Below are 24,002 nucleotides of genomic sequence, written 5' to 3'. Positions count from 1 at the left end.
TCAGTGCGCGAGCCCGTATTTTTTGACTTTATCAAAGAGGGTGGTCTTGGCCATGCCCAGTTCCTGGCTGGCCTGGGTCAGGTTGCCGCCGCTGCGTTGCAGGGCATCGTTGAGCAGGTTGCGTTCGAACGCTTCCACCGCCTCGGAAAACCCCAGCCCCTGCGCTGCATTGCTCCCCGGCTTTTTGAACGCCGGAAGGCCCAGGGCAAAACGTTCGGCCACGTTGCGCAGTTCCCGCACATTGCCCGGCCAGTCATGACTCATCAGGCTGGACAGGGTCTGGTTATCCAGCTCCGGGGCCGCACGGTCGAAACGCAATGATGATTGCTGCAGAAAGTATTCAAACAGTTGCAGGATGTCTTCGCGGCGTTCGCGCAAAGGTGGCAGCTCAAGTGTGACCACGTTCAGGCGGTAGTACAGGTCGCTGCGAAACTGGCTGGCCTTGCTCAGTTGGTCGAGGTCGGATTTGGTCGCCGCAATAACCCGGCAGTCCACATCGATGCTCTGGTTGGAGCCCAGGCGCTCCAGAGTGCGCTCCTGCAAAACCCGCAGCAGTTTGATCTGCAGGTTGAGCGGCATGCTTTCCACTTCGTCGAGAAACAGCGTGCCGCCATGGGCGTGTTCGATTTTGCCGATGCGGCGTTTGCCTGCCCCGGTAAAGGCGTTGGCTTCGTGGCCGAAAATTTCGCTTTCAAACAGGTTTTCCGGCAGACCACCGCAGTTGAGGGCGACAAATTGCTGGGGCTGGCGGCGGCTGAAGTCGTGCAGGCAGCGGGCGACCAGCTCCTTGCCGGTACCGGTTTCACCTTCAATCAGCACGTTGGCTGAAGTATCGGCGACGTTGGCTATCAGTTCGCGCAACTGCTGCATGGCCGGCGAGCGGCCGATGATGCGTCCTTCAAGTGAATCACGCTCGGCAAGCTGACGGCGCAGCGACCAGACTTCCCGCGCCAGGCTGCGCTGCTCCAGCGCACGACGGGCCACATCAACCAGGCGTTCGGGGGAGAAGGGTTTCTCCATAAAGTCATAGGCACCGTCACGCATGGCGCCCACGGCCATGGAAATATCGCCATGCCCGGTAATCAATACCACCGGCAGGGTGCGGTCGCGGGCCTTGAGGTGCTTGAGCAGTTCAAGACCATCCATTCCGGGCAGGCGGATATCACTGATGACGATACCCGGGAAGTTGTCGCCTACCAGCGCCAGCGCCTGTTCGGCACTGCTGACGCCTTCGCTGCGAATATCTTCGAGCGCCAGCGCCTGCTGGCAGCCGAGCAGAACATGGGGATCGTCTTCAACAATCAGGACCGTCAGGTCGTTATTCATGGCGTGTCGGCCTTAGCAGGTTGTACCAGCGGCAAAAGAAGGACAAATGCGACACCACCGGTGACCGGGAACTCGACACTGAGGCTACCGCCGGCAGCAGCGGCCAGGCTGGCCGACAGGGTCAGGCCAAGGCCTAGACCCTGTTCGCCGGGTTTGGTGGTGAAGAAAGGTTCAAAGAGATGTTTGCGTGCTTCTGGCTCGATCCCGGGACCGTTATCGCGCACGCACAGACGGTATTTGGCGTCGTTGGGCTCGCCCGTCAGCCACAGTTGCGGTTGTGTCGCCTGACCTTGCATGGCGTCCAGCGCATTGCCGATCAGGTTGACCAGAATTTGCTCAAGTCGGGTTTGATCAATCTTGAGCGCCACCTCCGTGAAGTCTCGATGCAGTTGCACCCCTGATTCTTCCATGCGGCTGGCGAGCAGTTGCAGGGCGGCGTCAACGGCCTTGCCCAGGCAGGCCTGGCCATGATCGTCACCGCGGCGGGCGAAGGAGCGCAGGTTAGCGGTGATGCGGCCCATTCGGTCGACCAGATTGTTGATGGTGCCGAGGTTGTCCGCGGCGACCTTGAGATCACCGCGTTCAAGAAAACGCACGGTATTGCCCGACAGCGTGCGCAAGGCCGCCAGCGGCTGGTTCAGTTCATGGGCGATGCTGGTGGACATCTGCCCGATGGCCGCCAGCTTGCCCGCCTGTACCAGTTCATCCTGGGCGCGGCGCAGGGTGTCTTCGGCCTGGCGCCGCTCGCGTATCTGGCCTTTGAGCCGTTCGTTGCTGGCCCGCAGGTGGGTGGTGCGCTCGGTGATCTTGCGCTCCAGCTGGTTGTTGGCCTCTTGCAGGGCTTCCCGTGCAGCCAGTCGAGTGGCTATCACTTTGCGTCGCTCATTCCAGGCAATCAGCAAAAAGGCCAGCAAGGCAAATGCCACCGCCACCAGCATTCCCTGGTTCGCCGCTTCACGGCGCAGGTCTTGCAATGGCGTGAGCAGGGTGATGTCCCAGGGGGTGTCGTTAAGCCTGCGGGTTTGCGCCAGGTAGCTGACTTCCTGGTGGTCGGTCACCACATCGTTACTGCTGGCGAAGGTGACTTTTTCTACGCCTTCGGCGAGGTTTTCCCGCTCCAGCGGTTCCAGCTCGTTGAGCGGCCACCAGTAGTACTGCAGGCTGCGGGCCAGGCGCTCCTTGGTGTCGGCACTGAGCGGGTGGATGGACTTGAGCCGCCGGGTAGGGTCGCTGGACAGGATGATAATGCCGTTCTCGTCGCTGACGTAGGCTTCGAGGCGGGCGCGTTGCCAGCGCTCCTCAAGGGCTTCGAGGCGGACTTTGATCACGGCCACGCCAATGATCTTGCCCTGCTCTTCCAGGCCGTGGGCGAGGTAGTAGCCGGGTTCACCCGAGGTACTGCCAATGCCGTAGAAGCGTCCGGGCTGGCCGCGTACGGCATCCTGAAAATAGGCGCGAAATGACAGGTCCTCGCCCAGATAACTGTCGGTATCCCGCCAGTTGCTGGTAGCCATCACGCGGCCGGTGGTGTCGAGCACATAGATGGCCCGGCTGCGGCTGCGGCGGTTCAGGCCTTCGAGGTATTGGTTGACGGTGACCCGGTTCTGCACGGAGGGATCGGCGAGCAATCGCGAAACGCTGGACTCCAGCTCCAGCAGGCTGGGCAGGTAAGTGTATTTGCCCAGCTCACTTTCAACGGTACGGGCATGCAGTTCCAGTTGGCGTTCGCCGGTTTCGCTCAGGGTACGAATACCGAAGTGTTCACTGATGCGATAGCCCGCGTAGCCCAGGCCGATCGTCAACAGGATGATCAGCAGAGGCAGCAGGAAATGACGGAGCAGGCGAGGTTTCACGGCAAGTGAGGGCGGAGCACCGCGATAAATAGTGGGGTCGCATTTCATCACAGATGCCTTGGGTCAACCACTGTGCAGTGGTTGACCGTTCACGTAGATCCACTGTGGGAGCGGGCTTGCTCGCGATGGGAGCGGCGCGGTTCATCAGTTAACCAGGATCGCTGCCATCGCGAGCAAGCCCGCTCCCACCCAAGCCGGTGGGAGCTGAACGGGTGTTTAGTGCTGCAGGATCTTGGCGAGGAAGTGCTGGGCACGCTCGGAGCGGGCCGATACATCACCGAAAAACTCTTCTTTCTCACAGTCTTCGACGATTTTGCCCTGATCCATAAAGATCACCCGATTGGCGACCTTGCGGGCAAAACCCATTTCGTGGGTCACGCACATCATGGTCATGCCTTCGTTGGCCAACTGCACCATGACGTCGAGCACTTCGTTGACCATTTCCGGGTCAAGGGCCGAGGTCGGTTCATCAAACAGCATGACGATCGGGTCCATGGCCAGGGCGCGGGCAATCGCCACACGTTGTTGTTGCCCGCCGGAAAGCTGGCCGGGGTGCTTGTGGGCATGGGCCGACAGGCCTACGCGTTCCAGAAGCTCAAGGCCTTTTTTGGTGGCTTCAGCCTTGCTGCGGCCCAATACCTTGACCTGGGCAATGGTCAGGTTTTCGGTGATGGTCATGTGCGGGAACAGTTCGAAGTGCTGGAACACCATGCCAACCCGCGAACGCAGCTTCGGCAGGTTGGTCTTCGGGTCGGCAATGGAGGTGCCGTCAACCACGATGTCGCCTTTCTGGAACGGTTCAAGGGCGTTGACGCACTTGATCAGGGTCGACTTGCCCGAGCCCGACGGGCCACAGACAACGACCACTTCGCCTTTTTTGACTTCAGTACTGCAATCGGTCAGTACCTGGAAGTCCCCGTACCACTTGTTGATGTTCTTGATCGAGATCATACGGCAAACCTTTTTTGCAGACGCTTGACCAGCAGCGAGGCGGAAAAGCTGATGATGAAATACACCAGACCGGCGAAGATCAGGAACTCATTGGAGCGGCCGATGATGTCGCCACTGGAACGCGAGGCATTGAGGAAATCCACCAGGCCAACCGTGTAGACCAGAGAGGTGTCCTGGAACAGGATAATGCTCTGTTGCAGCAGCAGCGGGGTCATTTTACGAAAGGCCTGGGGCAGGATGATCAGGCGCATGGCCTGGCCGTAGCTCATGCCCAGGGCCTTGGCTGCACCCATTTGCCCCTTGGGGATGGCCTGCACGCCTGCTCGCACGATTTCGCAGAAGTAGGCTGCTTCGAACATGACGAAGGCTACCAGGCACGACTCGAACGCCCCGATCGGGGTGTCCTTGCCGGTGATCCAGCGCAGCACGAACGGCACGGCCAGGTAGAACCAGGTAATGACCAGCAGCAGCGGGATGGAACGGAAATAGTTCACGTAAGCGCCGGCCAGGTTGGCCATCCACTTGCTTGACGATAAACGCATCAGGGCCAGCACGGTGCCCAGGGCCACACCACCGACAACGCCCATGACCATCAGCTTGAGGGTCATGATCATGCCGTTCCACAGGCCCGGCAGGGCGGGGACAATCCCGCTGAAATCGAAGAAGTCCATTATTTGCCCCCCAGAGACATGAGACCGGGTACGGCTACTTTTTTCTCGATCAGGCGCATCAACAGCATCAGGCTCATGTTCAGGGTGAAGTAGATCAACGTGGCCAGGGTGAAGGCTTCAAACAGGTTGGCGGAAAACTCGGCCGTCTGTTTGGTTTGTGCCAGCAGTTCCATCAAACCGATCAGCGAGGCCACGGACGAGTTCTTGAACACGTTGAGGAATTCGGAGGTGAGCGGTGGAATGATGATCCGGTAGGCCTGTGGCAGCAGCACGTTCCAGTAGATCTGCGCCATGCTGAAACCCATGGCGCGGGCCGCTGCTTCCTGGCCCCGTGGCAGGGCTTCGATACCGGTACGTACCTGTTCGCAAACACGTGCGGCGGTAAACAGGCCCAGACACACGACAACGCTCAGATAAGCCGAAGTGGTCGGGTTGAGGTCCTGCTTGTACCATTCCTGCAGGTTGGGTGGCAGCAGATCGGGCACCAGGAAGTACCAGATAAACAGCTGCACCAGCAGCGGAACGTTACGGAAGATTTCTACGTATACCGTGGCAATGCCCGCGATAAAGCGGTTCGGCAGGGTGCGCATCACGCCCAGCAGCGAACCCAGGATCAGCGCGACAATCCAGGCGACAACAGCGATAGCGATGGTCCAGCCCAGGCCGGAAATAAACCAGTCGAGATATGTCTCGCTGCCTACGCCGGTGGACTTGAAGAACACGCTCCAGTCCCAATTGTAATTCATGCAGGGTCTCCCCTCAGATGGGTCTATAAACAAGCACTTGCTTCAGGGAATCCGTTCTCACCCGGCAGGGTCGCCGGGCACACTTAGCCCGCTCGATAACCGGCGGGTCGAGTGCTCTCTAATGCAATAAGAAGCTTAGTCCAAAGGTGGTCGACACCCCCGGGCGCAATGGCTTGCGCCCGGGGGGTTCAGCCGGCTGAAATCAGGATTTCTTTTCTTCAGCCGGTTTGTCGTCTGCTGCCTTGTCGGTAGGGGTGGCAATCAACGCTTTGAGCTCATCGCTCATCGGGAACATCAGGTTCAGGCCTTTTGGTGGAATCGGCGACTCGAACCAGGTTTTGTAGGTGTCGTTGATCTTGCCCGACTTGTAGTAGGCAACGATGGCGTCATCCACGGCCTTTTTGAATTCCGGATCGCCTTTACGCAGCATGCAGCCGTAGATTTCGTAAGACTGTGGAGTGCCGGTCACGGCCCAGTCTGTAGGCTTCTTGGCTTTGGCCATTTCACCGGCCAGCAGGGCGTCGTCCATCATGAAAGCAACAGCACGGCCCGACTCCAGCATGTTGAAGGCTTCGCCGTGGTCTTTTGCCGAGATCACGTTCATGCCCATCTGCTTGTCGGCGTTCATCGCTTTGAGGATGCGCTCGGAGGTGGTACCAGCAGTGGTCACGACGTTTTTGCCTTTCAGGTCAGCGAAGTCCTTGTAAGGCGAGTCCTTTTTGGACAGCAGGCGCGTACCGATTTCGAAGATGCCGACCGAGAAGTCGACTTGCTGTTGGCGTTCAACGTTGTTGGTGGTGGAACCACACTCAACGTCAACGGTGCCGTTCTGCACCAGCGGGATACGGGTCTGGGAGGTGACGAGGTTGTACTTGACCTTCAGGTCCGGCATGTCGAGCTGTTTTTTCAGCCCTTCAACGATAGCCAGTTGCACATCATGGGAGTAGCCAACCGGTTTGCCGGAAGCGTCCGCGATGTAGGAGAACGGAATGGAGGAGTCACGATGCCCAAGGGTGATGGTGCCGGATTCTTTGATTTTCTTCAGTGTGCCGGTCAATTCGGCTGCAAAAACTGGAGTGCTAATCAGAGCTGCAGCAATTGCTGCGCCCAAAAGTTGCGGAACGATGCGCATCGATGTTTCCTCGACATTGTTTTTTTTATTGAGCCCGTTTGCAGGCCCTTTTTTACTCAGAACGTCTCAACAGGCTAAACGCTCTGTTTAAGCATTCGGCATAGAGTGTAGAGCATGAGTCGTGCCAGCCCTGGTATTAAAGTCTAACCTGCTGATTTATAACGAATTAAAGTTTTATGTCGGGACTTCGGTGGCATGCAGATGCCCGGAAAGCCGAATCATTGGGGGGGAGTGCGTTCGGAAAACCGAATGAAAGGCAGGCAGTGCGGGGGGGGAGGAGCGAAGGCCCGTGCAAGCGGACTCGCTCCCACGGGCCATCTAAACGCGAATTAAGCGGCCTGAACCTTGCGGTGTTTCAGGCCAAGGGTGGTCATGTACTGGCTCAGGTGGGCCTGTTCCTCGGCCGTGGTGAACAACCCAAGCTTGGTGCGGCGCCACAGGATGTCCTGTGCCTCCAGTGCCCATTCCTGGTTGCACAGGTAATCAACCTCACGGCTGTAAAGGCCGCTGCCGATATGCTCGCCCATGTCGCTCAGGCCTTGTGCACCTTCGAGCAAGCTCCAGGAGCGGTTGCCATAGGTGATTGCCCAGCGCTTGGCAATTGCGGCATCCAGCCAGCTGTATTTGCTGACCAGGGCCTCGCTCAGGGCTTTTGGCGTGGTCATGCCTTCGCCGCCGGGTAATGTCGCGCTGGCGGTCCAGCTCGGCTTGATCTGGGTGAAGTAGGGTGTCAGCTGTGCCATGGCCGATTCGGCCAGCTTGCGATAGGTGGTCAGTTTGCCGCCAAATACCGATAGAAGCGGGGCTTCGCCCGCTGCGCCAGACAATGCCAGGGTGTAGTCGCGGGTCACGGCCGAAGGGTTGTCGGACTCGTCATTGCACAGCGGGCGCACGCCGGAGTAGGTGCGCAGAATGTCGCTGCGGCTCACTTGCTGCTTGAAGTGGGCGTTGACCACATTAAGCAGGTAGTCGGTTTCTTCTTCGGTAATGCTGACCTTGGCCGGATCGCCGGTGTATTCGCGGTCAGTGGTGCCGATGATGGTGAACTGGTCCATGTACGGAATGGTGAACACAATCCGCTGGTCTTCGTTCTGCAGGATGAAGGCATTTGGCGCGTCATACAGCTTGGGCACAATCAGGTGGCTACCCTGGATCAGGCGGATGCCGTAAGGCGAGTCCAGCTTGAGGTCGTCCTTGATGAATTTGGCGACCCAGGGGCCGGCGGCATTGACCAGGGCCTTGCTGCGGATCGAAAACAGGCTGCCATCTGCACGTTCCAGGTTCAACTCCCACAAACCCTTGTTACGGCGCGCGCCGACGCAACGGGTCTGGGTGTGAACATGGGCGCCTTTTTCCCGCGCGGCCATGGCGTTGAGCACTACCAGGCGCGCGTCATCGACCCAGCAATCGGAGTATTCAAAACCTTTGGTGATTTCTGCTTTAAGGGGGCTGTTGGCACCGAACTTGAGGCTGGTTGAACCAGCCAGCTTTTCACGCTTGCCCAAATGGTCATACAGGAACAGGCCGGCACGGATCATCCACGCCGGGCGCAGGTGCGGTCGGTGCGGCAATACGAAACGCATCGGTTTAACGATATGCGGGGCTTTGGCCAGCAGCACTTCGCGTTCGGCCAGCGCTTCGCGCACCAGGCGGAACTCGTAATGTTCGAGGTAGCGCAGGCCACCGTGGATCAGCTTGCTGCTGGCAGAGGACGTGTGGCTGGCCAGATCGTCCTTTTCGCAAAGGAACACCGAGAGGCCGCGCCCGGCTGCATCTGCCGCAATCCCGACACCATTGATTCCACCACCAATAACGGCGACGTCGTAAACCTCAGCGAGGGGAGTGGCAGGCAAGGTGGTCAGGGGCATGGGTTGGCCTCGCGTTCTTTACGCATATTTGAATTCGAACATTAATGTTCATTTGCGAAAATATTAGCGGATAAAGGCGCGCGCAGCCAGCACCCTTCGATTGAAAAAACTCATCGAAGGGCGTCGAAAGGAAGAATTTCGAACATTTTAGTGTAGGGCAATGATTCTGCGGGAGCAGGCATTGCTCGCAATGCAGGCGCTGCGGCTCACCTGTCAGGTTGCGGTGATGCCATCGCGAGCAAGCCCGCCCCACAGCATCTGAATCCGCATCACTATCTGAGTGCGGTTACACCACTTCCAGACGAATTTTGTTCTGGGCCAGCAGTTGCGCCAGCTCCGGCACGGGCGGCTGGTCGGTGACCAGGCAATCGATCAAGGTGATCGGGCCCAAGCGGACCATTGCATTGCGGCCGAACTTGCTGGAGTCCGCTGCCAGGATAGTTTGTCGGGCATTGGCGATAATCGCCTGGGATACGCGTACTTCCTGATAGTCAAAGTCCAGCAAGCTGCCGTCAGAATCGATACCGCTGATACCAACCAAGGCGAAGTCGAACTTGAACTGGTTGATAAAGTCGACGCTGGCCTGACCGACGATGCCACCATCGCGGCGCACATTGCCGCCGGCGATCAGTACTTCGAAGTCGTCTTTTGCGCTCAGGATCGACGCAACATGCAGGTTGTTGGTGATGATTTTCAGGTGATTGTGGTTGAGCAGCGCCCGGGCAATCGACTCGGTGGTGGTGCCGATATTGATGAAAATCGAGGCGTGATCGGGAATCTGGGCGGCAATGGCTTCGCCAATGCGGCGCTTTTCATCGCGCATCTGGTCGGCCCGCATGGCGTAGGCGGTGTTCTCTACACTGGAGTCATAGGCGGCGCCACCGTGGTAGCGGCGCAACAGGTCGGCTTCTGCCAACTGGTTGATGTCACGGCGAATGGTCTGCGGCGTGACGACGAACAACTGAGCCATTTCCTCGATGCTGACATAACCGCGCTCGCGTACGAGTTCGAGGATCTGCTGTTGGCGTGGAGGCAGATTCATGGAGTTTCCTTTGGGCGGCGAAGCAAATTCACCCATGATGCCGCAGGAAAGCGTCGTCTGCTACTCGCAGGTGCCTCAAGCAACTGCGGGCGCCATAGGCGCCCGCAGATGTAATTGCCCGTACTTAGTTGCTTTCTTCGTGAGGTTCCCAGTCGCGGGTACGGCTTACGGCTTTTTTCCAGCCGGCATAGAGCTTCTCTTTGCAGCTTTCGTCCAGTGCAGGTTCGAACTCGCGCTCGATCACCGCCTTGCCGCGCAGTTCATCCAGGCTGCCCCAGAAGCCGCAAGCCAGACCCGCCAGGTAGGCAGCGCCCAAGGCCGTGGTTTCACGCATTTGCGGGCGTTCAACCTGGGTGCCGAGGATGTCTGCCTGAAACTGCATCAGGAAGTTGTTGGCTACGGCACCACCGTCTACACGCAGGGCTTTGAGGCGTTCGCCGGAGTCCTGTTGCATAGCGTCCAGTACGTCCCGTGTCTGGTAGGCAATCGACTCCAGCGCAGCACGAATGATGTGGTCTACGCGTACGCCGCGAGTAAGGCCGAACAGTGCGCCACGGGCATACGGGTCCCAGTAGGGGGCACCGAGGCCGGTGAAGGCAGGCACCAGATACACGCCATTGCTGTCTTTGACTTTATTGGCGAAGTATTCGGTGTCGTGGGCGTCGTTGATGATCTTCAGTTCGTCACGCAGCCATTGCACGGTGGAGCCACCGTTGAACACGGCGCCTTCCAGGGCGTAGGCCACTTCGCCGCGGGGGCCGCAGGCGATGGTGGTCAGCATGCCGTGGGTCGACTTCACGGCGTTGGCGCCGGTGTTCATCAGCAGGAAGCAGCCGGTGCCGTAGGTGTTCTTGGCCTGGCCGGGCTCGACGCACATCTGGCCAAACAGCGCGGCCTGTTGGTCGCCGGCAATGCCGCCGATGGCGATACCGCTTTTGGTGCGGCCGTAGATTTCTGAAGACGACTTCACTTCAGGCAACATTTCGCGCGGGATATCCAGCACCTCCAGCATCTTGGCATCCCACTCCAGAGTGTGGATGTTAAAGAGCATGGTGCGCGAGGCGTTGGTGTAATCGGTAACGTGGGTTTTGCCGCCGGTAAATTTCCAGATCAGCCAGCTGTCGATGGTGCCAAACAGCAGTTCGCCTTTGCGCGCCCGTTCGCGGCTGCCTTCGACGTTGTCGAGGATCCACTTCAGTTTGGTGCCGGAGAAGTACGGGTCGGTCACCAGGCCGGTGGTGTCGCTGATGTATTGCTCGTGACCGTCGCGCTTGAGCTGCTCGCAGATCTCGGTGCTGCGACGGCATTGCCAGACGATGGCGTTGTAGATCGGGCGGCCGCTTTCTTTGTCCCAGACCACCGTGGTTTCGCGCTGGTTGGTAATGCCGATGGCGGCAACCTGGTCATGATGCAGGCCGGCCTGGGCCAGGGCCTCAACCATCACGGCGCTCTGGGTGGCAAAAATCTCCATCGGGTCGTGTTCGACCCAGCCCGGTTGCGGGTAATGCTGTTGGAACTCACGTTGTGCTGTGCACACCACGTTGGCGTCACGATCGAAGATGATCGCTCGCGAACTGGTGGTGCCTTGGTCCAGCGCAATGATGTAGTTCTTATTCTGAGTGTCGGTCATTTGTTAGTGCCTTGCAGAATGAGGGAGGTTGCGGGCGCGAGACAGGTAACGGGCAGTAGGTCTCGTGCGCCCCGTTTCATCAGTCGGTATCAGGATGCCTGGGTCTTTGCAGGCGCAGCGGCTTGGGTAACCGCATCTGCCGGGGCAATGTCAGGCAAGTGCCGGGCAATCATCCCGCGATAAATGGCAGCGCCCAGACAGGCACCTACGATGGGTGCAAAAATGGGAATCAGGAAATACGGGATATCGCGCCCGCCGGTGAACGAGACGTCCCCCCAGCCAGCGAAGAAAGTCATCAGCTTGGGCCCGAAATCACGCGCAGGGTTCATCGCAAAACCGGTCAATGGGCCCATCGAGCTGCCAATGACGGCGATCAGCAAGCCGATCAGCAGGGGGGCCAATGGGCCACGGGGCAAGCCGTTTTTGTCGTCGGTCAGGGCCATGATTACGCCCATAAGGATAGCGGTTATCACAAGCTCGACGAGGAAGGCCTGCAGCGTTGTCAGCGAAGGGTGCGGGTAGGTCGAGAATACCGAGGCCAATTCCAGGCTGGCCTGGCTGCCACGTACCATCTGGTGGGCTTGTTCGTAATCGAAGAACAGGTTGCTGTAGAGCGTGTAAACCAACGCCGCTGCGCAAAAGGCCCCTGCGATCTGGGCGAGGATATAGAAAGGCAGTTTACGTTTTTCAAAATCGGTGAACAGGCACAGCGCAATGCTGACCGCCGGGTTCAGGTGTGCGCCGGAAACGCCGGCCGTCAGATAAATCGCCATGCTGACGCCAATGCCCCAGATGATACTGATTTCCCATAGGCCAAAACTTGCGCCCGCGACCTTGAGAGCCGCAACACAGCCGGTACCGAAGAATATCAAAAGTGCGGTGCCGAGAAACTCGGCCAGGCACTGGCCTGAAAGTGTGGGGTGCTGCGATGCAGTCGACATGTAAAACCTCGTTATTGTTGTTTTTTGACGTCGTCAATCAGGGTGGCAGTGCGCCTGAGCCTGGACCGGGAACTGCGTATTTGTGTTTTACGCTGTCAGGCTGAGTCGTGTGAGTATATTCAGATTCGAAAAAATATAGACAAGAAACACTGCTGTCAAAGGTCGAAAGTGAACGGGTATTCACATTCTGACTTCAGATGAGTGCTTTGGTATTGGTTTTTATGTAAACAAAGACTACGAATTGAGAGGGGTAAAGGTAACTTTTTAGCTACATGCAGGGTCTGTAACCTCGGTTTCAGCGCCTTTTTACGGGGTAATAGCCTAAAATCGGCCATCGTATTTCTTTCTCCTCTGCAAAACTGGAGCTGTCATGACGCCTGCACTGGACCTGCTGAAAAAAGTTCGCGCCGAACATCGGGTACACAGCTATGAACACGACCCCAAGGCGGCATCCTACGGCCTGGAGGCCGCAGAAAAGCTTGGCCTGGAGCCTGCGCAAGTGTTCAAAACGCTGTTGGCCAGCAGTGAAAAGGGCGAGTTGCTAGTTGCCGTCGTACCGGTCGTCGGAAGTCTTGATTTGAAAGCGCTGGCTCAGGCAGCGGGGGTGAAGAAAGTCGAAATGGCGGACCCGGCGGCGGCTCAGCGCTCCACAGGTTATCTGCTTGGCGGGATCAGCCCGTTGGGGCAAAAGAAGCGCCTGCGTACTTTTATTGATAAAAGTGCCGAGGGTTTTTCGACTATTTTTGTCAGCGCCGGACGACGCGGCCTGGAGGTGGAACTGGCGCCTGCGGTGCTGGCAGAGCACACGCAAGCGAAGTTCGCAGAAGTAGGCAGGGCGTAAGCGCTGCCACAGGTTTTTAGTGCGCTGTGCTGAAACGCCTTACACCTGATTCGGATTGCGGGATTTGCGCCGCTATGCTGCCGCTGGTTTGAAACATCACCAGGTGTTCGGCGGCAACGCGAATACCCACTTCAGCGCCAGGCAAGTGGTCGGCATGACTCGGGAAGATCGACTCCAGCTGGCTGCCTGTCGGCAGTTGCAGGCGATAAAGGGTCGATGCGCCGAGGAATGTCTTGCCGATGATCCGCGCCTTCAAATCGCTGTCCGGTGCGTAGACGATATCGTCCGGGCGCAGCAATACATCCACTGCACCGCCCGTTGGCCAGGTATACGCACGGTTGCCACGCAAGACACCCAGCTCGGTTTGTACCGATTCAGGTGTCAGCAACTGGCCGCGAATAAAGTAGCCCTGACCGATAAAGCTCGCCACAAAGGGCGTCTGAGGTTCGTGGTAGAGGTTGTAAGGGGTGTCCCACTGTTCAAGGCGGCCTTCCTTGAACACGCCAACATGATCGCTGACAGCGAAGGCTTCTTCCTGATCGTGTGTCACCAAAATCGCACTTGTACCACGGGCTTTCAGGATATCGCGCACTTCGTGGCTGAGCTTGCGGCGCAGCTCGCCATCCAGGTTGGAGAATGGCTCATCCAGCAACAGCAGTTGCGGCTCGGGTGCCAGGGCGCGGGCCAGGGCAACGCGTTGCTGCTGACCACCTGATAACTCGTGCGCAAAGCGTTTGCCCAGGTTTTTAAGGTTGACCAGCTCAAGCAGCTCTTCGGTCACACGGTCTTTGTTCGGGTGCTTGCGAATGCCGAAGGCAATGTTGTCGGCCACGCTCAGGTGCGGGAACAGGGCGTAGTCCTGAAACACCATACCAATACGACGTTTCTCGGGTGCCAAGGTGAAGCCGGCGCTGGAGATCACTTCGCCTGCCAGCCTGATTTCACCCTGGTGTACCGGTTCGAACCCGGCAATAGCACGCAATGTCGTGGTTTTGCCGCACCCCGAAGAGCCCAGCAAGCAGCCGATATCACCGGCATTGAGATGCAGGTTGAGGTTTTGCACCACGCTCTGGCCCTGATACCCACAGGCCAGATCACGAAGGTTTAGCAATAGCGGCTGACTCATGCGGATTGGTACGCCGGTTGGACAAGGAATTCGAGCAGCGCTTTTTGCGCATGCAGGCGGTTTTCGGCCTGATCCCAGGCCACGGAGCGAGGGTCGTCCAGCAGGTCGACGCTGATCTCTTCGCCGCGATGAGCAGGCAGGCAGTGCATGAACAGCACGTCATCGGCCGCCAGGTCGAGCAGGGCACGGTTGACCTGATACGGGGCAAACAGTTCGAGGCGCTTGGCCGTTTCGTCTTCCTGACCCATTGATGTCCATACGTCGGTGCTCACCAGGTGGGCGCCAATCACGGCATCACGCGGGTCGCGAACGATGGTAACGCGTTCGCCTGCCAGCGCCACGAACTCGGGGTTTGGTTCATAGCCTTGCGGGCAGGCAACACGCAGGTGGAAGTCAAACTGGATAGCCGCTTCTATATAGCTGTTGCACATGTTGTTGCCGTCACCAATCCAGGCCACGGTCTTGCCCTTGATCGATCCGCGATGCTCAAGGAAGGTCTGCATGTCAGCCAGCAGCTGGCATGGGTGCAGGTCGTCCGACAGGCCATTGATAACCGGTACGCGGGAATTGGCCGCAAACTCGGTCAGGGTGCTGTGGGCGAAGGTGCGGATCATGACGGCGTCAAGCATGCGTGACATGACGATGGCGCAGTCGCCTATCGGTTCGCCACGACCCAGTTGGGTATCTCGTGGTGACAGAAAAATGGCCTGGCCACCGAGCTGGATCATGCCAGCTTCAAATGACAGGCGGGTGCGGGTCGATGATTTTTCGAAAATCATGCCCAGTACGCGACCTTTCAAGGGTTCGAACAGAACGCTGCGCTGGCGCAGGTCCTTAAGCTCGATGCCGCGGCGAATCACGCTGACTAGCTCTTCGGGAGTGCAATCCATCAGGGAGAGAAAGTGCCTTGCGCTCATCATTAACTACCTTTTTTTGCAACGATCGCAGATGCTCAAGGCCGGGGTTTTCGGAAAAACGGGCGAGACCTGCGGCGAAAGCCGCACGGGGCGACGAAATAGGGGAAGGCGCGATCTTATAAGGAAATGTCGCGTCTTGCCAATAAGGGTCATATGTATAGAGGTTTGAGCGGGTCTTGCGCTGCATGAGCCACATCAGGCGGTTTGCCTCACCTCAGCTGCCCATTTGTACACTGCCGTGGCGTAGCTTGGCAATTGCGAGGGGGGGCGAGGTCGTCGTATTTGTCATCGCTGGCGAGGAGCGACGGCTGCGATGGCGTTGTCAGCATTCCTGTCATGAGGCGGGGTTTAACTGCTCGCAGCCATCGTTTCTCGGCAGGGACAACAAGCTTTGTGGAGGGAGCAGGGGCATACTATTGTCTGTCGGGGAGACCGAGCGTCGCGCTCGGCTTTCCGTTACAATGCGCCACCGTGCCGACATCTGCGTCGGAAAGTTCAGCCGAGGTGCTCCATGGATATCATCGAAACTATTAAAGACCAGATTGCCAACAACACCATTCTGCTCTACATGAAAGGCTCCCCGAATGCCCCGCAGTGCGGCTTTTCGGCTAAAGCTGCTCAGGCAGTCATGGGGTGTGGCGAGAAGTTCGCTTACGTGGACATCCTCCAGAATCCTGAAATTCGTGCCAATCTGCCAAAGTACGCCAACTGGCCAACTTTCCCGCAATTGTGGGTAGGTGGCGAGCTGGTTGGCGGTAGCGACATCATGGCTGAAATGGCCGCTGATGGTTCTTTGCAGGCTTTGATCAAAGAAGCTGTCGAGAAAGCCGCAGCAAACAAGACTGAAGCGTGATATCAGTCGCGTCGTGACAGTTGTTTTGTCGCACGCATAAAAAAGCCCCGCCTCTGTGATAAACAAGGCGGGGCTTTTTAATGGGTGTTAGTTACTCACCCATTTGCGATTGCAGGTAATTCTCAATACCCACTTTGTCGATCAGGCCCAACTGAGTTTCCAGCCAGTCGATATGTTCTTCTTCCGACTCAAGAATATCTTCGAGCATTTCCCGGCTGCCAAAGTCACCAACTACTTCACAATGGGCAATGGCGGCCTTGAGGTCGGCGTGGCCAGTCTTCTCGATGCGCAGGTCACACTCCAGCATTTCCTTGGTGTGCTCGCCGATATGCAGCTTGCCCAAGTCCTGTACGTTTGGCAGGCCTTCCAGGAACAGGATGCGTTTAATCAGTTTGTCCGCGTGTTTCATCTCGTCGATGGACTCGTGGTACTCATGCGCGCCCAACTTCTCCAGGCCCCAATCCTGATACATGCGTGCATGCAGGAAGTATTGGTTGATTGCGACCAGTTCGTTGCCGAGAATTTTGTTGAGGTGCTGAATAACCGAAATGTCGCCTTTCATGGCTGGGGCCTGCCTTAATTAACTGTATATAGGGCAGAGTTTGATCCGCACCTTGCAGACTGTCAAACCTAAGTATTTGAATAATAAATGAAAATTAATCGGAATAAGAATGTTTGTGTTCCGCGTCTTGGGCCTAAGCACTTGAATTCTGGGCATAAAAAAACCGGACGCTATGTCCGGTTCTTTGGAATTGGTTAATCAGGCGACTGAAAATTCTGCTGGGAAACTCATGACAGCCTGGCTGGCTTGCAGCGAGGAAAGGGTTTCGCGAACCACTTGCTTGGCCAGACAGGCACATTTGCCACATTGGCTGGCAACACCTGTCGCTTCACGCACTTCACGGTAACTGCAGCAACCGTCGTAGATTGCGTCGCGGATTTTTCCATCGGTGACGCCAGTGCAAAGGCAAACGTACATAAATAAGAACCATCGCTGGTTGGGATTCAATGCCAAGGATCTTAATGTTAACGAGAATGATTGTCAAAGTACCTTGAGTCTCAATTGAGGGTCTCAGGCACTGTGCTGACGAACGGTTCTTTTGAGCGCTTTCGGGCGGGTGAAAAAGGGTGCCTGCCAGTTCCGACGAGCGGTGTATGATGACCGGTCTTTTTACCCGGGAGCTGATTGCCTGGCGTCGTTTTCAACGGCTGCCCAATCAGGTTCTGTTTTTCACGCTGCACACCAGGAGATATCCAATGAGCGTACTCGTAGGCAAACAAGCCCCTGACTTCACCGTCGCCGCCGTACTTGGCACTGGCGAAATCGTTGACAGCTTCACGCTGTCCTCCGCCATCAAAGGCAAATATGGCCTGGTGTTCTTCTACCCACTGGACTTCACTTTCGTATGCCCGTCCGAGCTGATCGCACTGGATCACCGTATTCCTGAGTTCCAGGCGCGCAATGTTGAAGTGGTTGCGGTGTCCATTGACTCCCATTTCACCCACAACGCATGGCGCAACACGCCAGTGAACAATGGCGGCATCGGCCAGGTGAAATACACCATGGCTGCCGACATCAATCACGCCATCTGCAAGGCCTACGACGTTGAAACCGAAGGCGGCGTGGCTCTGCGCGGCGCGTTCCTGATCGACGACAAAGGCGTTGTGCGCTCGCAGATCGTCAACGACCTGCCACTGGGCCGCAACATGGACGAGCTGCTGCGTCTGGTTGACGCCCTGCAATTCCACGAAGAGCACGGCGAAGTTTGCCCGGCCAACTGGAAAAAAGGCGACAAGGGCATGACCGCTTCGACTGCAGGTGTTGCGGCTTACCTGACTGAAAATGCTGACCAGCTGTAATCGTCAGTTTCAGGCATAAAAAAACCGGACCCAGTGTCCGGTTTTTTTATGGTGCGCTGTAAGCCTTTACGACAGGATCAGTCGTTGAAGTCTTTCCAGCCGCCCATTTGTTTCCAGCTGTTTACGATGCCACAGAACAACTCGGCGGTTTTCTCGGTGTCGTAACGGGCCGAGTGTGCTTCACGCCCATCAAAGTCGATGTCGGCGGCCTGGCAGGCTTTTGCCAGGACGGTCTGGCCATAGGCCAGGCCAGCAAGGGTCGCGGTGTCAAAGCTCGAGAACGGGTGGAAAGGGTTGCGCTTCATGTCCAGGCGCGCGACAGCGGCGTTGAGGAAGCCCAGGTCGAAGCTGCTGTTATGCCCCACCAGAATGGCGCGTTTGCAGCCATTGGCCTTCAGGGCCTTGCGCACACCGCGGAAGATATCGGTCAGGGCTGTCTCTTCACTGACGGCCATGCGCAGTGGGTGATCGAGCTTGATACCGGTGAATTCCAGTGCAGCGGCTTCGATATTGGCGCCTTCAAACGGCTCGACACGGTGGAAATAGGTGTGTTCGGGGAACACAAAGCCTCTTTCGTCCATGCCGATCGTTACGGCAGCAATTTCCAGCAATGCATCAGTAGCACTGTTGAAACCGCCGGTTTCAACATCGATTACGACCGGCAGATAACCGCGAAAGCGCTCTGCCATCGGGTGGCGTGGACCGCCGCCATGGCCGCCTTCGTGTTCGTCATCATAATGGTCGTCACTCACAGCTGTTCCTCCAGCAGGCGCCAGCGCAGTGTTTCACCGGCGCGCAGCGGAATTACGGTCAGCTCGCCGAAAGGCAGGCTGGTTGGGGCGGTCCACTCCTGGCGAACCAGGGTGATCTGTTCGTTGCTGGCGGGCAAGCCGTAGAAGCGCGGGCCGTTAAGGCTGGCAAAGGCTTCCAGCTTGTCGAGCGCATTGCGCTGTTCGAACGCTTCGGCGTACATCTCGATGGCCGCATAGGCGGTATAACACCCGGCGCAACCGCACGCCGCTTCCTTGGCGTGCTGGGCGTGAGGTGCCGAGTCAGTGCCCAGGAAAAACTTCTCGCTGCCGCTGGTGGCCGCATCCAGCAGGGCTTCCTGATGGGTGTTGCGCTTGAGGATCGGCAGGCAATAAAAGTGCGGGCGAATGCCGCCAACCAGCATGTGATTGCGGTTGTACAGCAGGTGATGAGCGGTAATGGTTGCGCCGACGTTGGCCGAAGCCTCGTTGACGAACTGCACCGCGTCGGCGGTGGTGATGTGCTCAAACACGACTTTCAGCGTCGGGAAACGATCTACGACGCGGCGCATATGCTCGTCGATGAAGATCTTTTCGCGGTCAAAGACGTCTACGCCGGCTCGGGTGACTTCACCGTGGATCAGCAAAGGCATGCCGACTTCGGCCATGACTTCCAGAACCGGGAAGATCGCGTCGATACTGGTTACACCGGAGTCGGAGTTGGTCGTTGCCCCGGCCGGATACAGCTTGGCTGCATGGACGAATCCGCTGGCCTTGGCCGTGCGAATGTCTTCTGGCTGGGTACGATCGGTGAGGTACAGCACCATCAGCGGCTCGAAGCGGCTGCCAGCGGGGCGTGCAGCCAGGATGCGCTGGCGATAGGCGTCGGCCTCGGCGGCATTGCGCACCGGGGGTACCAGGTTGGGCATGATGATGGCGCGGCCAAAAGTGCGCGCTACATCCGCGACAGTGTGAGGCAACACAGCACCATCGCGAAGATGTATATGCCAGTCGTCGGGACGCAGCAGGGTCAGGCGGTCAGACATTGGGGATTCCAGGCGGGTCGAACTGAGGTGAATGCTACCGGAAAAGACTCTGGCAGGCACTCGCTATCAAGTTTTGTGATTGCTGACCGATATCTGATGAGCATGCCGTAAATCTGTGGCCTGTTTTTTTGCCGTACAAGCCTGTGGAGCCTCCCGTGCGCCAGCGTTATTTCATCCTGCTCAGTATGTTTGCCAGCCTGCCAGCCATGGCTCTGACTTTTCAGACGCGGCTGGAGAATATCGAGTGGAAAGTGGAAGGTGACAAATTCGAATGCCGTCTGATTCAGCCGATTACCGATTTTGGTTCGGGTGCTTTTGTAAGGCGTGCAGGAGAACAGGCTGTATTTCGTCTTAATGCCTACAACTCAATGTTGGGCGAGGGCTCTGCCAAGCTGTTGGCCGCCGCTGCGCCCTGGCAACCGGGCCGTGGTGATATTGACCTGGGCTCGGTGCGTATTGGCCGTGGGCAGGTGCTTTTCAACAGTTCCCAGGCGCAGGCCGCCAACTTGTTTCGAGGCTTGATTGAGGGGCGCAGCCCCTTGATAAGGCATTATTCTCGTGAGGGCAATGTCTCGGAAGTACGCCTGCTCCCTGTCAGGTTTCGCCAGGCTTACGGCGACTACGAGGCCTGTACCGCAAAGCTTTTACCGAAAAACTTTGAGCAGGTCAGACAAAGCCAGATCGGTTTCCCTGGCGGGGGGACCGAACTGGACGCGGTGGCCCGGGTCAACTTGCAAGTCATGGTCGAATACTTGAAGGCAGACCCTACAGTCAATCACGTCATCCTCGACGGTTATTCCGATAATCAGGGCAATCGCTTGACCAATCGTGAGCTGTCGCGCCGCCGGGCATTGGCGGTAATGGAGTATTTCAAGCAGAACGGCCTGCAGGAGTCGCAGATCACGGTGCGATTTCATGGTGAGCAATACCCCTTGGCGGCGAATACCAGTCGGGTAAACCGGGCGAAAAATCGCCGGGTAAGCGTCCGCCTGGAACGGCTCCCTGTGCCTGAAAAAGCTGCGCCATCTGTAGGTCCCAGCAATCCAGCGGCTATTTCCTGAAGCAGCGGTCTCGTCGCGTCTTTGATATAAACTGTCGCTTTGTCGTCTTAAGCTGTCGCGCCTCTGTAAATTCATGGCTGTGGGCGGTAGACTGTTCGGCTTTTCGAACAACCCGTGGAGTGATGGCATGGCGGACGTAAACAAGGTCGTTCTGGCTTATTCGGGCGGCCTGGACACTTCGGTGATCCTGAAGTGGCTGCAGGATACTTATAACTGTGAAGTCGTAACCTTTACCGCTGACCTGGGTCAGGGTGAAGAGGTCGAACCTGCACGTGCCAAGGCGCAAGCCATGGGCGTCAAGGAAATCTACATTGATGACCTGCGCGAAGAGTTTGTTCGTGACTTCGTTTTCCCGATGTTCCGCGCCAACACCGTTTACGAAGGCGAGTACCTGCTGGGTACATCCATTGCTCGTCCGCTGATTGCCAAACGCCTGATTGAAATCGCCAATGAAACGGGCGCCGATGCCATTTCCCACGGTGCAACGGGTAAAGGTAATGACCAGGTTCGCTTTGAACTGGGTGCCTATGCCTTGAAGCCAGGGGTGAAGGTTATTGCTCCTTGGCGTGAGTGGGACTTGCTCTCCCGTGAAAAGCTGATGGATTACGCTGAAAAGCATGCAATCCCGATCGAGCGTCACGGCAAGAAAAAATCCCCGTACTCGATGGATGCCAACTTGCTGCATATCTCCTACGAAGGTGGTGTGCTCGAAGATACCTGGACTGAGCACGAAGAAGACATGTGGAAGTGGACCGTCTCTCCGGAGAACGCTCCTGACAAGCCGCAGTACCTGGAACTGACCTACCGTAATGGCGACATCGTTGCGCTGGACGGTGTTGAGATGACACCTGCGACTGTTCTGGCAACGTTGAACCGCATTGGTGGCGAACACGGTATCGGCCGTCTGGATATCGTCGAAAACCGTTATGTTGGCATGAAGTCCCGTGGTTGCTATGAAACCCCGGGCGGCACCATCATGTTGCGTGCTCACCGCGCCATTGAGTCGATTACTCTGGATCGTGAAGTCGCTCACTTGAAAGACGAGTTGATGCCAAAGTACGCCAGCCTGATCTACACCGGCTACTGGTGGAGCCCTGAGCGCATCATGCTGCAACAGATGATTGATGCTTCGCAGGTTCACGTTAACGGTGTTGTTCGCCTCAAGCTGTACAAAGGCAACGTGATTGTTACCGGTCGCAAGTCTGACGAGTCGTTGTTTGATGCCAACATCGCAACCTTTGAAGAGGATGGCGGTGCTTACAATCAGGCCGATGCTGCCGGCTTCATCAAGTTGAATGCATTGCGCATGCGTATTGCTGCAAATAAAGGGCGCAAGTTGTTCTGATACAGCTCGCCTGGTAAAGCCCCAGCCAATTGGCTGGGGCTTTTTTTTGCCTGCAATTCAGGTATTTGTTTGGGGGCGGGGTGAGTTAAGCAGGGTGAATCTGTGTGCGTCGGTGTTGTAGCTGATAATGGTTGTATGGTTGATGGATGACGTATGTTTGAAGTTGTCGATGGCCGTCGAATAGTTTCCTGAGGAATACTGGAGTGCTGGTTGGTAAGCAGTAGCAGTACAGCATGTCTGGGGGGCGTGTTTTTATATTTGCGGGTTGCTTTGTAATAGATATGTAATACCTCTTCGGCAGTGCCTTTATGAGGGGAGAGCAAGTGCAGGTAGTTCAGGTCCGTAAGATAAAGTGTTTTTAACTCTGAGCCCTCTCTCCATGCATGACTCTTGGCAAAGAATGTTGCGTGCGCTCTTTCGGGGGGTGGGAACGGGGGAGGGTCTACGTGGTGGACTCTTTGGCCTTGAAGGAAGATGTTATGGGGTCTGTATAAGCTGTACGGGGAGCCTGAAGGGCAGGCGGGTATAAATAGTTGTGCGGATGTACTTGTGCTTGCAAATGAATTGCCTTGCTTCAGGCAAGGGCCAGTCGGCTGAGAGAACCCTTCCGGAGTATTCTCGGCTTTGGATAAGTCAGCGGGGGTGTAAAGTGTTTTGTTATTGAAGTTTAAGGTCAGGAAAAACAACGTGATCAGAAGTGATGGGAACACAATCAGGAACCATACGTATATTTTTTGATGCTCACTGTCGATATAAGGGAGAGAGACTGCAGCGGACGCTTCCGTCAGCATTGAAAAAACAGCGATAACGGTAAGTGGGTGGTTGATTTTTATGGTGTTTTTTATCATGAAAGTGCCTTTTGGTAAAAGTCGGAATGATAAGGAAGAAGGCGCTTCTTGGCGGTGTATGGCCAGCTTGGAGTATCTGTGCAGGGTCAATGTAAGTCGGGTGATTGGTTCAGCGCTTTCTTCAGGGAGTTGCTAGCGTTTTTTAAAATTAGTCGTGTTTTTTTTAAGGCGCAAATCAATTGCATGAGATTGTGTCGCGCCCGGCTGGCGGAATTTATCGATTTCTTGAATAAGAGGTTTGTTTTTGTAGGGGGGCTGTCGTTATCAGATCGGACCTTGTTAAAGGGCGTTAAGTGTTTTTTGTAAAGGGTGTAAGGTTTTTAGTCAGTGACTGATTTGAATGATAAGTCTGAGAGGGAGTTGTAGGTGGATGAACGTATCTATCGAATATTTATTTTTATCTTGGTTGGGTTTGCCTGGGCGAACGTCTTGCCGTTATTTTAGCGTGATTTAATGCTTTAGGTGTTTTCCTAATGATTTGTAGTCCGATTCTGTAAGCATGAAATTGTAATATTTTCCCTTGGAAAAATAGTAGATTTAATTTGAATGAACATTGAGATTTGTCACTGTGTTTTTTGTGGTTTTTAATGGGGGTGGGGCATTTTATTTGGGCGGCAGGCCATGGGGGTGGGGTATGTAGTTGAGTTGTCAGGCTGTTTGGTCAGATTTTTGAATGTGTTTTATATCTGGTTTTTTGAATGTGTCTTAAGTGGGTACGATTTCGTTATCTGTGTGAAAGTGTTGCAGTTCTATGTTGGGTTTTTATTTTAATTCTCGGCGCTTTCTTGAGTTTCGGTCTTCCCATGTCTGGCAGCTTGTGACGAAAGTGTGTGGGGGGGCGTTTCAATGGGCGATATCTGTAGGGTTGATCTCCAATATTTGTAGGAAATGTCTTTGGTTGTTGATGCTTGAGGGGGTGCTATGCCCAGTTTGTTGCGACTAGGCTATGGTGCTGGTTCTGAAAATTCGAACAGCGATAAATTGGAATGGCCCATGAATAAAGTGCTGATCGTGGATGATCATCCTGTAATTCGTCTTGCTGTGCGTATGCTCATGGAACGACATGGCTACGAGGTTATTGCAGAGACGGATAATGGTGTGGATGCTTTGCAGCTTACGCGTGAATATGCGCCTGATATCGTAATTCTGGATATTGGAATACCTAGGGATGCTCCGATCAACTTGCTGCGCGGCGG

Annotated in this window: 22 protein-coding genes and 1 pseudogene; 6 read left to right on the top strand and 17 right to left on the bottom strand. The window is 56.4% G+C overall.

The window, feature by feature from the left end:
• From GHO42_RS11030 to GHO42_RS10985, 10 genes are all read right to left on the bottom strand, one after another.
• The gene (locus tag GHO42_RS11030) at window positions 1-1,326 is read right to left on the bottom strand and encodes a sigma-54 dependent transcriptional regulator (protein ID WP_095001411.1); all 1,326 of its coding nucleotides are present in this window, start codon (window positions 1,324-1,326) and stop codon (window positions 1-3) included.
• Window positions 1,323-3,227, bottom strand: a complete 1,905-nt coding sequence (locus tag GHO42_RS11025; RefSeq protein WP_095020398.1) for an ATP-binding protein — start codon at window positions 3,225-3,227, stop codon at window positions 1,323-1,325. Before GHO42_RS11025 ends, GHO42_RS11030 begins: the two co-directional genes overlap by 4 nt.
• A 168-nt stretch (window positions 3,228-3,395) precedes the next feature.
• Window positions 3,396-4,130 (bottom strand): amino acid ABC transporter ATP-binding protein, encoded by a 735-nt coding sequence (locus GHO42_RS11020; protein ID WP_016779681.1) that lies wholly within the window; start codon window positions 4,128-4,130, stop codon window positions 3,396-3,398.
• Window positions 4,127-4,801 (bottom strand): amino acid ABC transporter permease, encoded by a 675-nt coding sequence (locus GHO42_RS11015; RefSeq protein WP_019823564.1) that lies wholly within the window; start codon window positions 4,799-4,801, stop codon window positions 4,127-4,129. Before GHO42_RS11015 ends, GHO42_RS11020 begins: the two co-directional genes overlap by 4 nt.
• Window positions 4,801-5,547: an amino acid ABC transporter permease gene (locus GHO42_RS11010; RefSeq protein WP_016779683.1), complete on the bottom strand. Its 747-nt coding sequence runs from the start codon at window positions 5,545-5,547 to the stop codon at window positions 4,801-4,803. Before GHO42_RS11010 ends, GHO42_RS11015 begins: the two co-directional genes overlap by 1 nt.
• Before the next feature lie 202 nt (window positions 5,548-5,749).
• Entirely contained in the window at window positions 5,750-6,679 is a 930-nt protein-coding gene (locus GHO42_RS11005) for a glutamate/aspartate ABC transporter substrate-binding protein (protein ID WP_095001409.1), read from the bottom strand.
• 329 nt (window positions 6,680-7,008) lie between these two features.
• Window positions 7,009-8,547, bottom strand: a complete 1,539-nt coding sequence (glpD, locus tag GHO42_RS11000) for a glycerol-3-phosphate dehydrogenase (protein WP_095001408.1) — start codon at window positions 8,545-8,547, stop codon at window positions 7,009-7,011.
• 286 nt (window positions 8,548-8,833) lie between these two features.
• Entirely contained in the window at window positions 8,834-9,589 is a 756-nt protein-coding gene (locus GHO42_RS10995; protein ID WP_019823558.1) for a DeoR family transcriptional regulator, read from the bottom strand.
• A gap of 124 nt (window positions 9,590-9,713) precedes the next feature.
• Window positions 9,714-11,219 carry a glycerol kinase GlpK gene (gene glpK / locus GHO42_RS10990; RefSeq protein WP_095001407.1) on the bottom strand — a complete coding sequence of 502 codons (1,506 nt, stop codon included), beginning with the start codon at window positions 11,217-11,219 and terminating at the stop codon, window positions 9,714-9,716.
• 89 nt (window positions 11,220-11,308) lie between these two features.
• Window positions 11,309-12,160 (bottom strand): MIP/aquaporin family protein, encoded by an 852-nt coding sequence (locus tag GHO42_RS10985; protein ID WP_095001406.1) that lies wholly within the window; start codon window positions 12,158-12,160, stop codon window positions 11,309-11,311.
• Window positions 12,161-12,530: 370 nt separating this feature from the next.
• On the opposite strand from GHO42_RS10985, the gene ybaK reads away from it, so the two are divergent.
• A complete protein-coding gene (gene ybaK / locus GHO42_RS10980; protein WP_095001405.1) occupies window positions 12,531-13,001 on the top strand; it encodes a Cys-tRNA(Pro) deacylase in 471 nt (156 codons plus the stop codon).
• A gap of 16 nt (window positions 13,002-13,017) precedes the next feature.
• On the opposite strand, the gene GHO42_RS10975 is transcribed toward ybaK, so the two are convergent.
• Together GHO42_RS10975 and argF are read right to left on the bottom strand one after the other, a co-directional pair.
• The gene (locus GHO42_RS10975; protein ID WP_095001404.1) at window positions 13,018-14,127 is read right to left on the bottom strand and encodes an ABC transporter ATP-binding protein; all 1,110 of its coding nucleotides are present in this window, start codon (window positions 14,125-14,127) and stop codon (window positions 13,018-13,020) included.
• A complete protein-coding gene (argF, locus tag GHO42_RS10970) occupies window positions 14,124-15,044 on the bottom strand; it encodes an ornithine carbamoyltransferase (RefSeq protein WP_095001403.1) in 921 nt (306 codons plus the stop codon). The genes GHO42_RS10975 and argF overlap by 4 nt, the downstream gene beginning before the upstream one ends.
• Window positions 15,045-15,555: 511 nt before the next feature.
• Between argF and grxD the strand changes: the two genes are divergently transcribed.
• Window positions 15,556-15,897 carry a Grx4 family monothiol glutaredoxin gene (gene grxD / locus GHO42_RS10965; RefSeq protein ID WP_016779691.1) on the top strand — a complete coding sequence of 114 codons (342 nt, stop codon included), beginning with the start codon at window positions 15,556-15,558 and terminating at the stop codon, window positions 15,895-15,897.
• A gap of 91 nt (window positions 15,898-15,988) precedes the next feature.
• On the opposite strand, the gene bfr is transcribed toward grxD, so the two are convergent.
• Window positions 15,989-16,459 (bottom strand): bacterioferritin, encoded by a 471-nt coding sequence (gene bfr, locus GHO42_RS10960; RefSeq protein WP_016779692.1) that lies wholly within the window; start codon window positions 16,457-16,459, stop codon window positions 15,989-15,991.
• Between the two features lie 198 nt (window positions 16,460-16,657).
• Entirely contained in the window at window positions 16,658-16,876 is a 219-nt protein-coding gene (locus GHO42_RS10955) for a bacterioferritin-associated ferredoxin (RefSeq protein ID WP_016779693.1), read from the bottom strand.
• A gap of 278 nt (window positions 16,877-17,154) precedes the next feature.
• Between GHO42_RS10955 and GHO42_RS10950 the strand changes: the two genes are divergently transcribed.
• The gene (locus GHO42_RS10950) at window positions 17,155-17,757 is read left to right on the top strand and encodes a peroxiredoxin (RefSeq protein WP_095001402.1); all 603 of its coding nucleotides are present in this window, start codon (window positions 17,155-17,157) and stop codon (window positions 17,755-17,757) included.
• Window positions 17,758-17,834: 77 nt separating this feature from the next.
• On the opposite strand, the gene rnt is transcribed toward GHO42_RS10950, so the two are convergent.
• The gene (rnt, locus tag GHO42_RS10945) at window positions 17,835-18,509 is read right to left on the bottom strand and encodes a ribonuclease T (RefSeq protein WP_016779695.1); all 675 of its coding nucleotides are present in this window, start codon (window positions 18,507-18,509) and stop codon (window positions 17,835-17,837) included.
• A complete protein-coding gene (gene pyrC, locus GHO42_RS10940; RefSeq protein ID WP_095001401.1) occupies window positions 18,506-19,552 on the bottom strand; it encodes a dihydroorotase in 1,047 nt (348 codons plus the stop codon). Before pyrC ends, rnt begins: the two co-directional genes overlap by 4 nt.
• 155 nt (window positions 19,553-19,707) lie before the next feature.
• Between pyrC and GHO42_RS10935 the strand changes: the two genes are divergently transcribed.
• The gene (locus GHO42_RS10935; RefSeq protein WP_095024200.1) at window positions 19,708-20,613 is read left to right on the top strand and encodes an OmpA family protein; all 906 of its coding nucleotides are present in this window, start codon (window positions 19,708-19,710) and stop codon (window positions 20,611-20,613) included.
• Window positions 20,614-20,740: 127 nt separating this feature from the next.
• A complete protein-coding gene (locus tag GHO42_RS10930; RefSeq protein WP_016779698.1) occupies window positions 20,741-21,958 on the top strand; it encodes an argininosuccinate synthase in 1,218 nt (405 codons plus the stop codon).
• On the opposite strand, the gene GHO42_RS10925 is transcribed toward GHO42_RS10930, so the two are convergent.
• Window positions 21,877-22,806, bottom strand: a complete 930-nt coding sequence (locus GHO42_RS10925; RefSeq protein WP_153327793.1) for a hypothetical protein — start codon at window positions 22,804-22,806, stop codon at window positions 21,877-21,879. The two genes, GHO42_RS10930 and GHO42_RS10925, sit on opposite strands and share 82 nt — an antisense overlap.
• A gap of 993 nt (window positions 22,807-23,799) precedes the next feature.
• Between GHO42_RS10925 and GHO42_RS10920 the strand changes: the two are divergent.
• Window positions 23,800-23,973: pseudogene (locus GHO42_RS10920) on the top strand (response regulator transcription factor); the annotation flags it as partial.
• Window positions 23,974-24,002: the final 29 nt, after the last annotated feature.

The sequence above is a fragment of the Pseudomonas sp. FSL R10-0056 genome (assembly GCF_009600105.1).
Taxonomy (GTDB): domain Bacteria; phylum Pseudomonadota; class Gammaproteobacteria; order Pseudomonadales; family Pseudomonadaceae; genus Aquipseudomonas; species Aquipseudomonas bubulae.
This window is presented reverse-complemented; position numbering and strand designations above follow the sequence as displayed.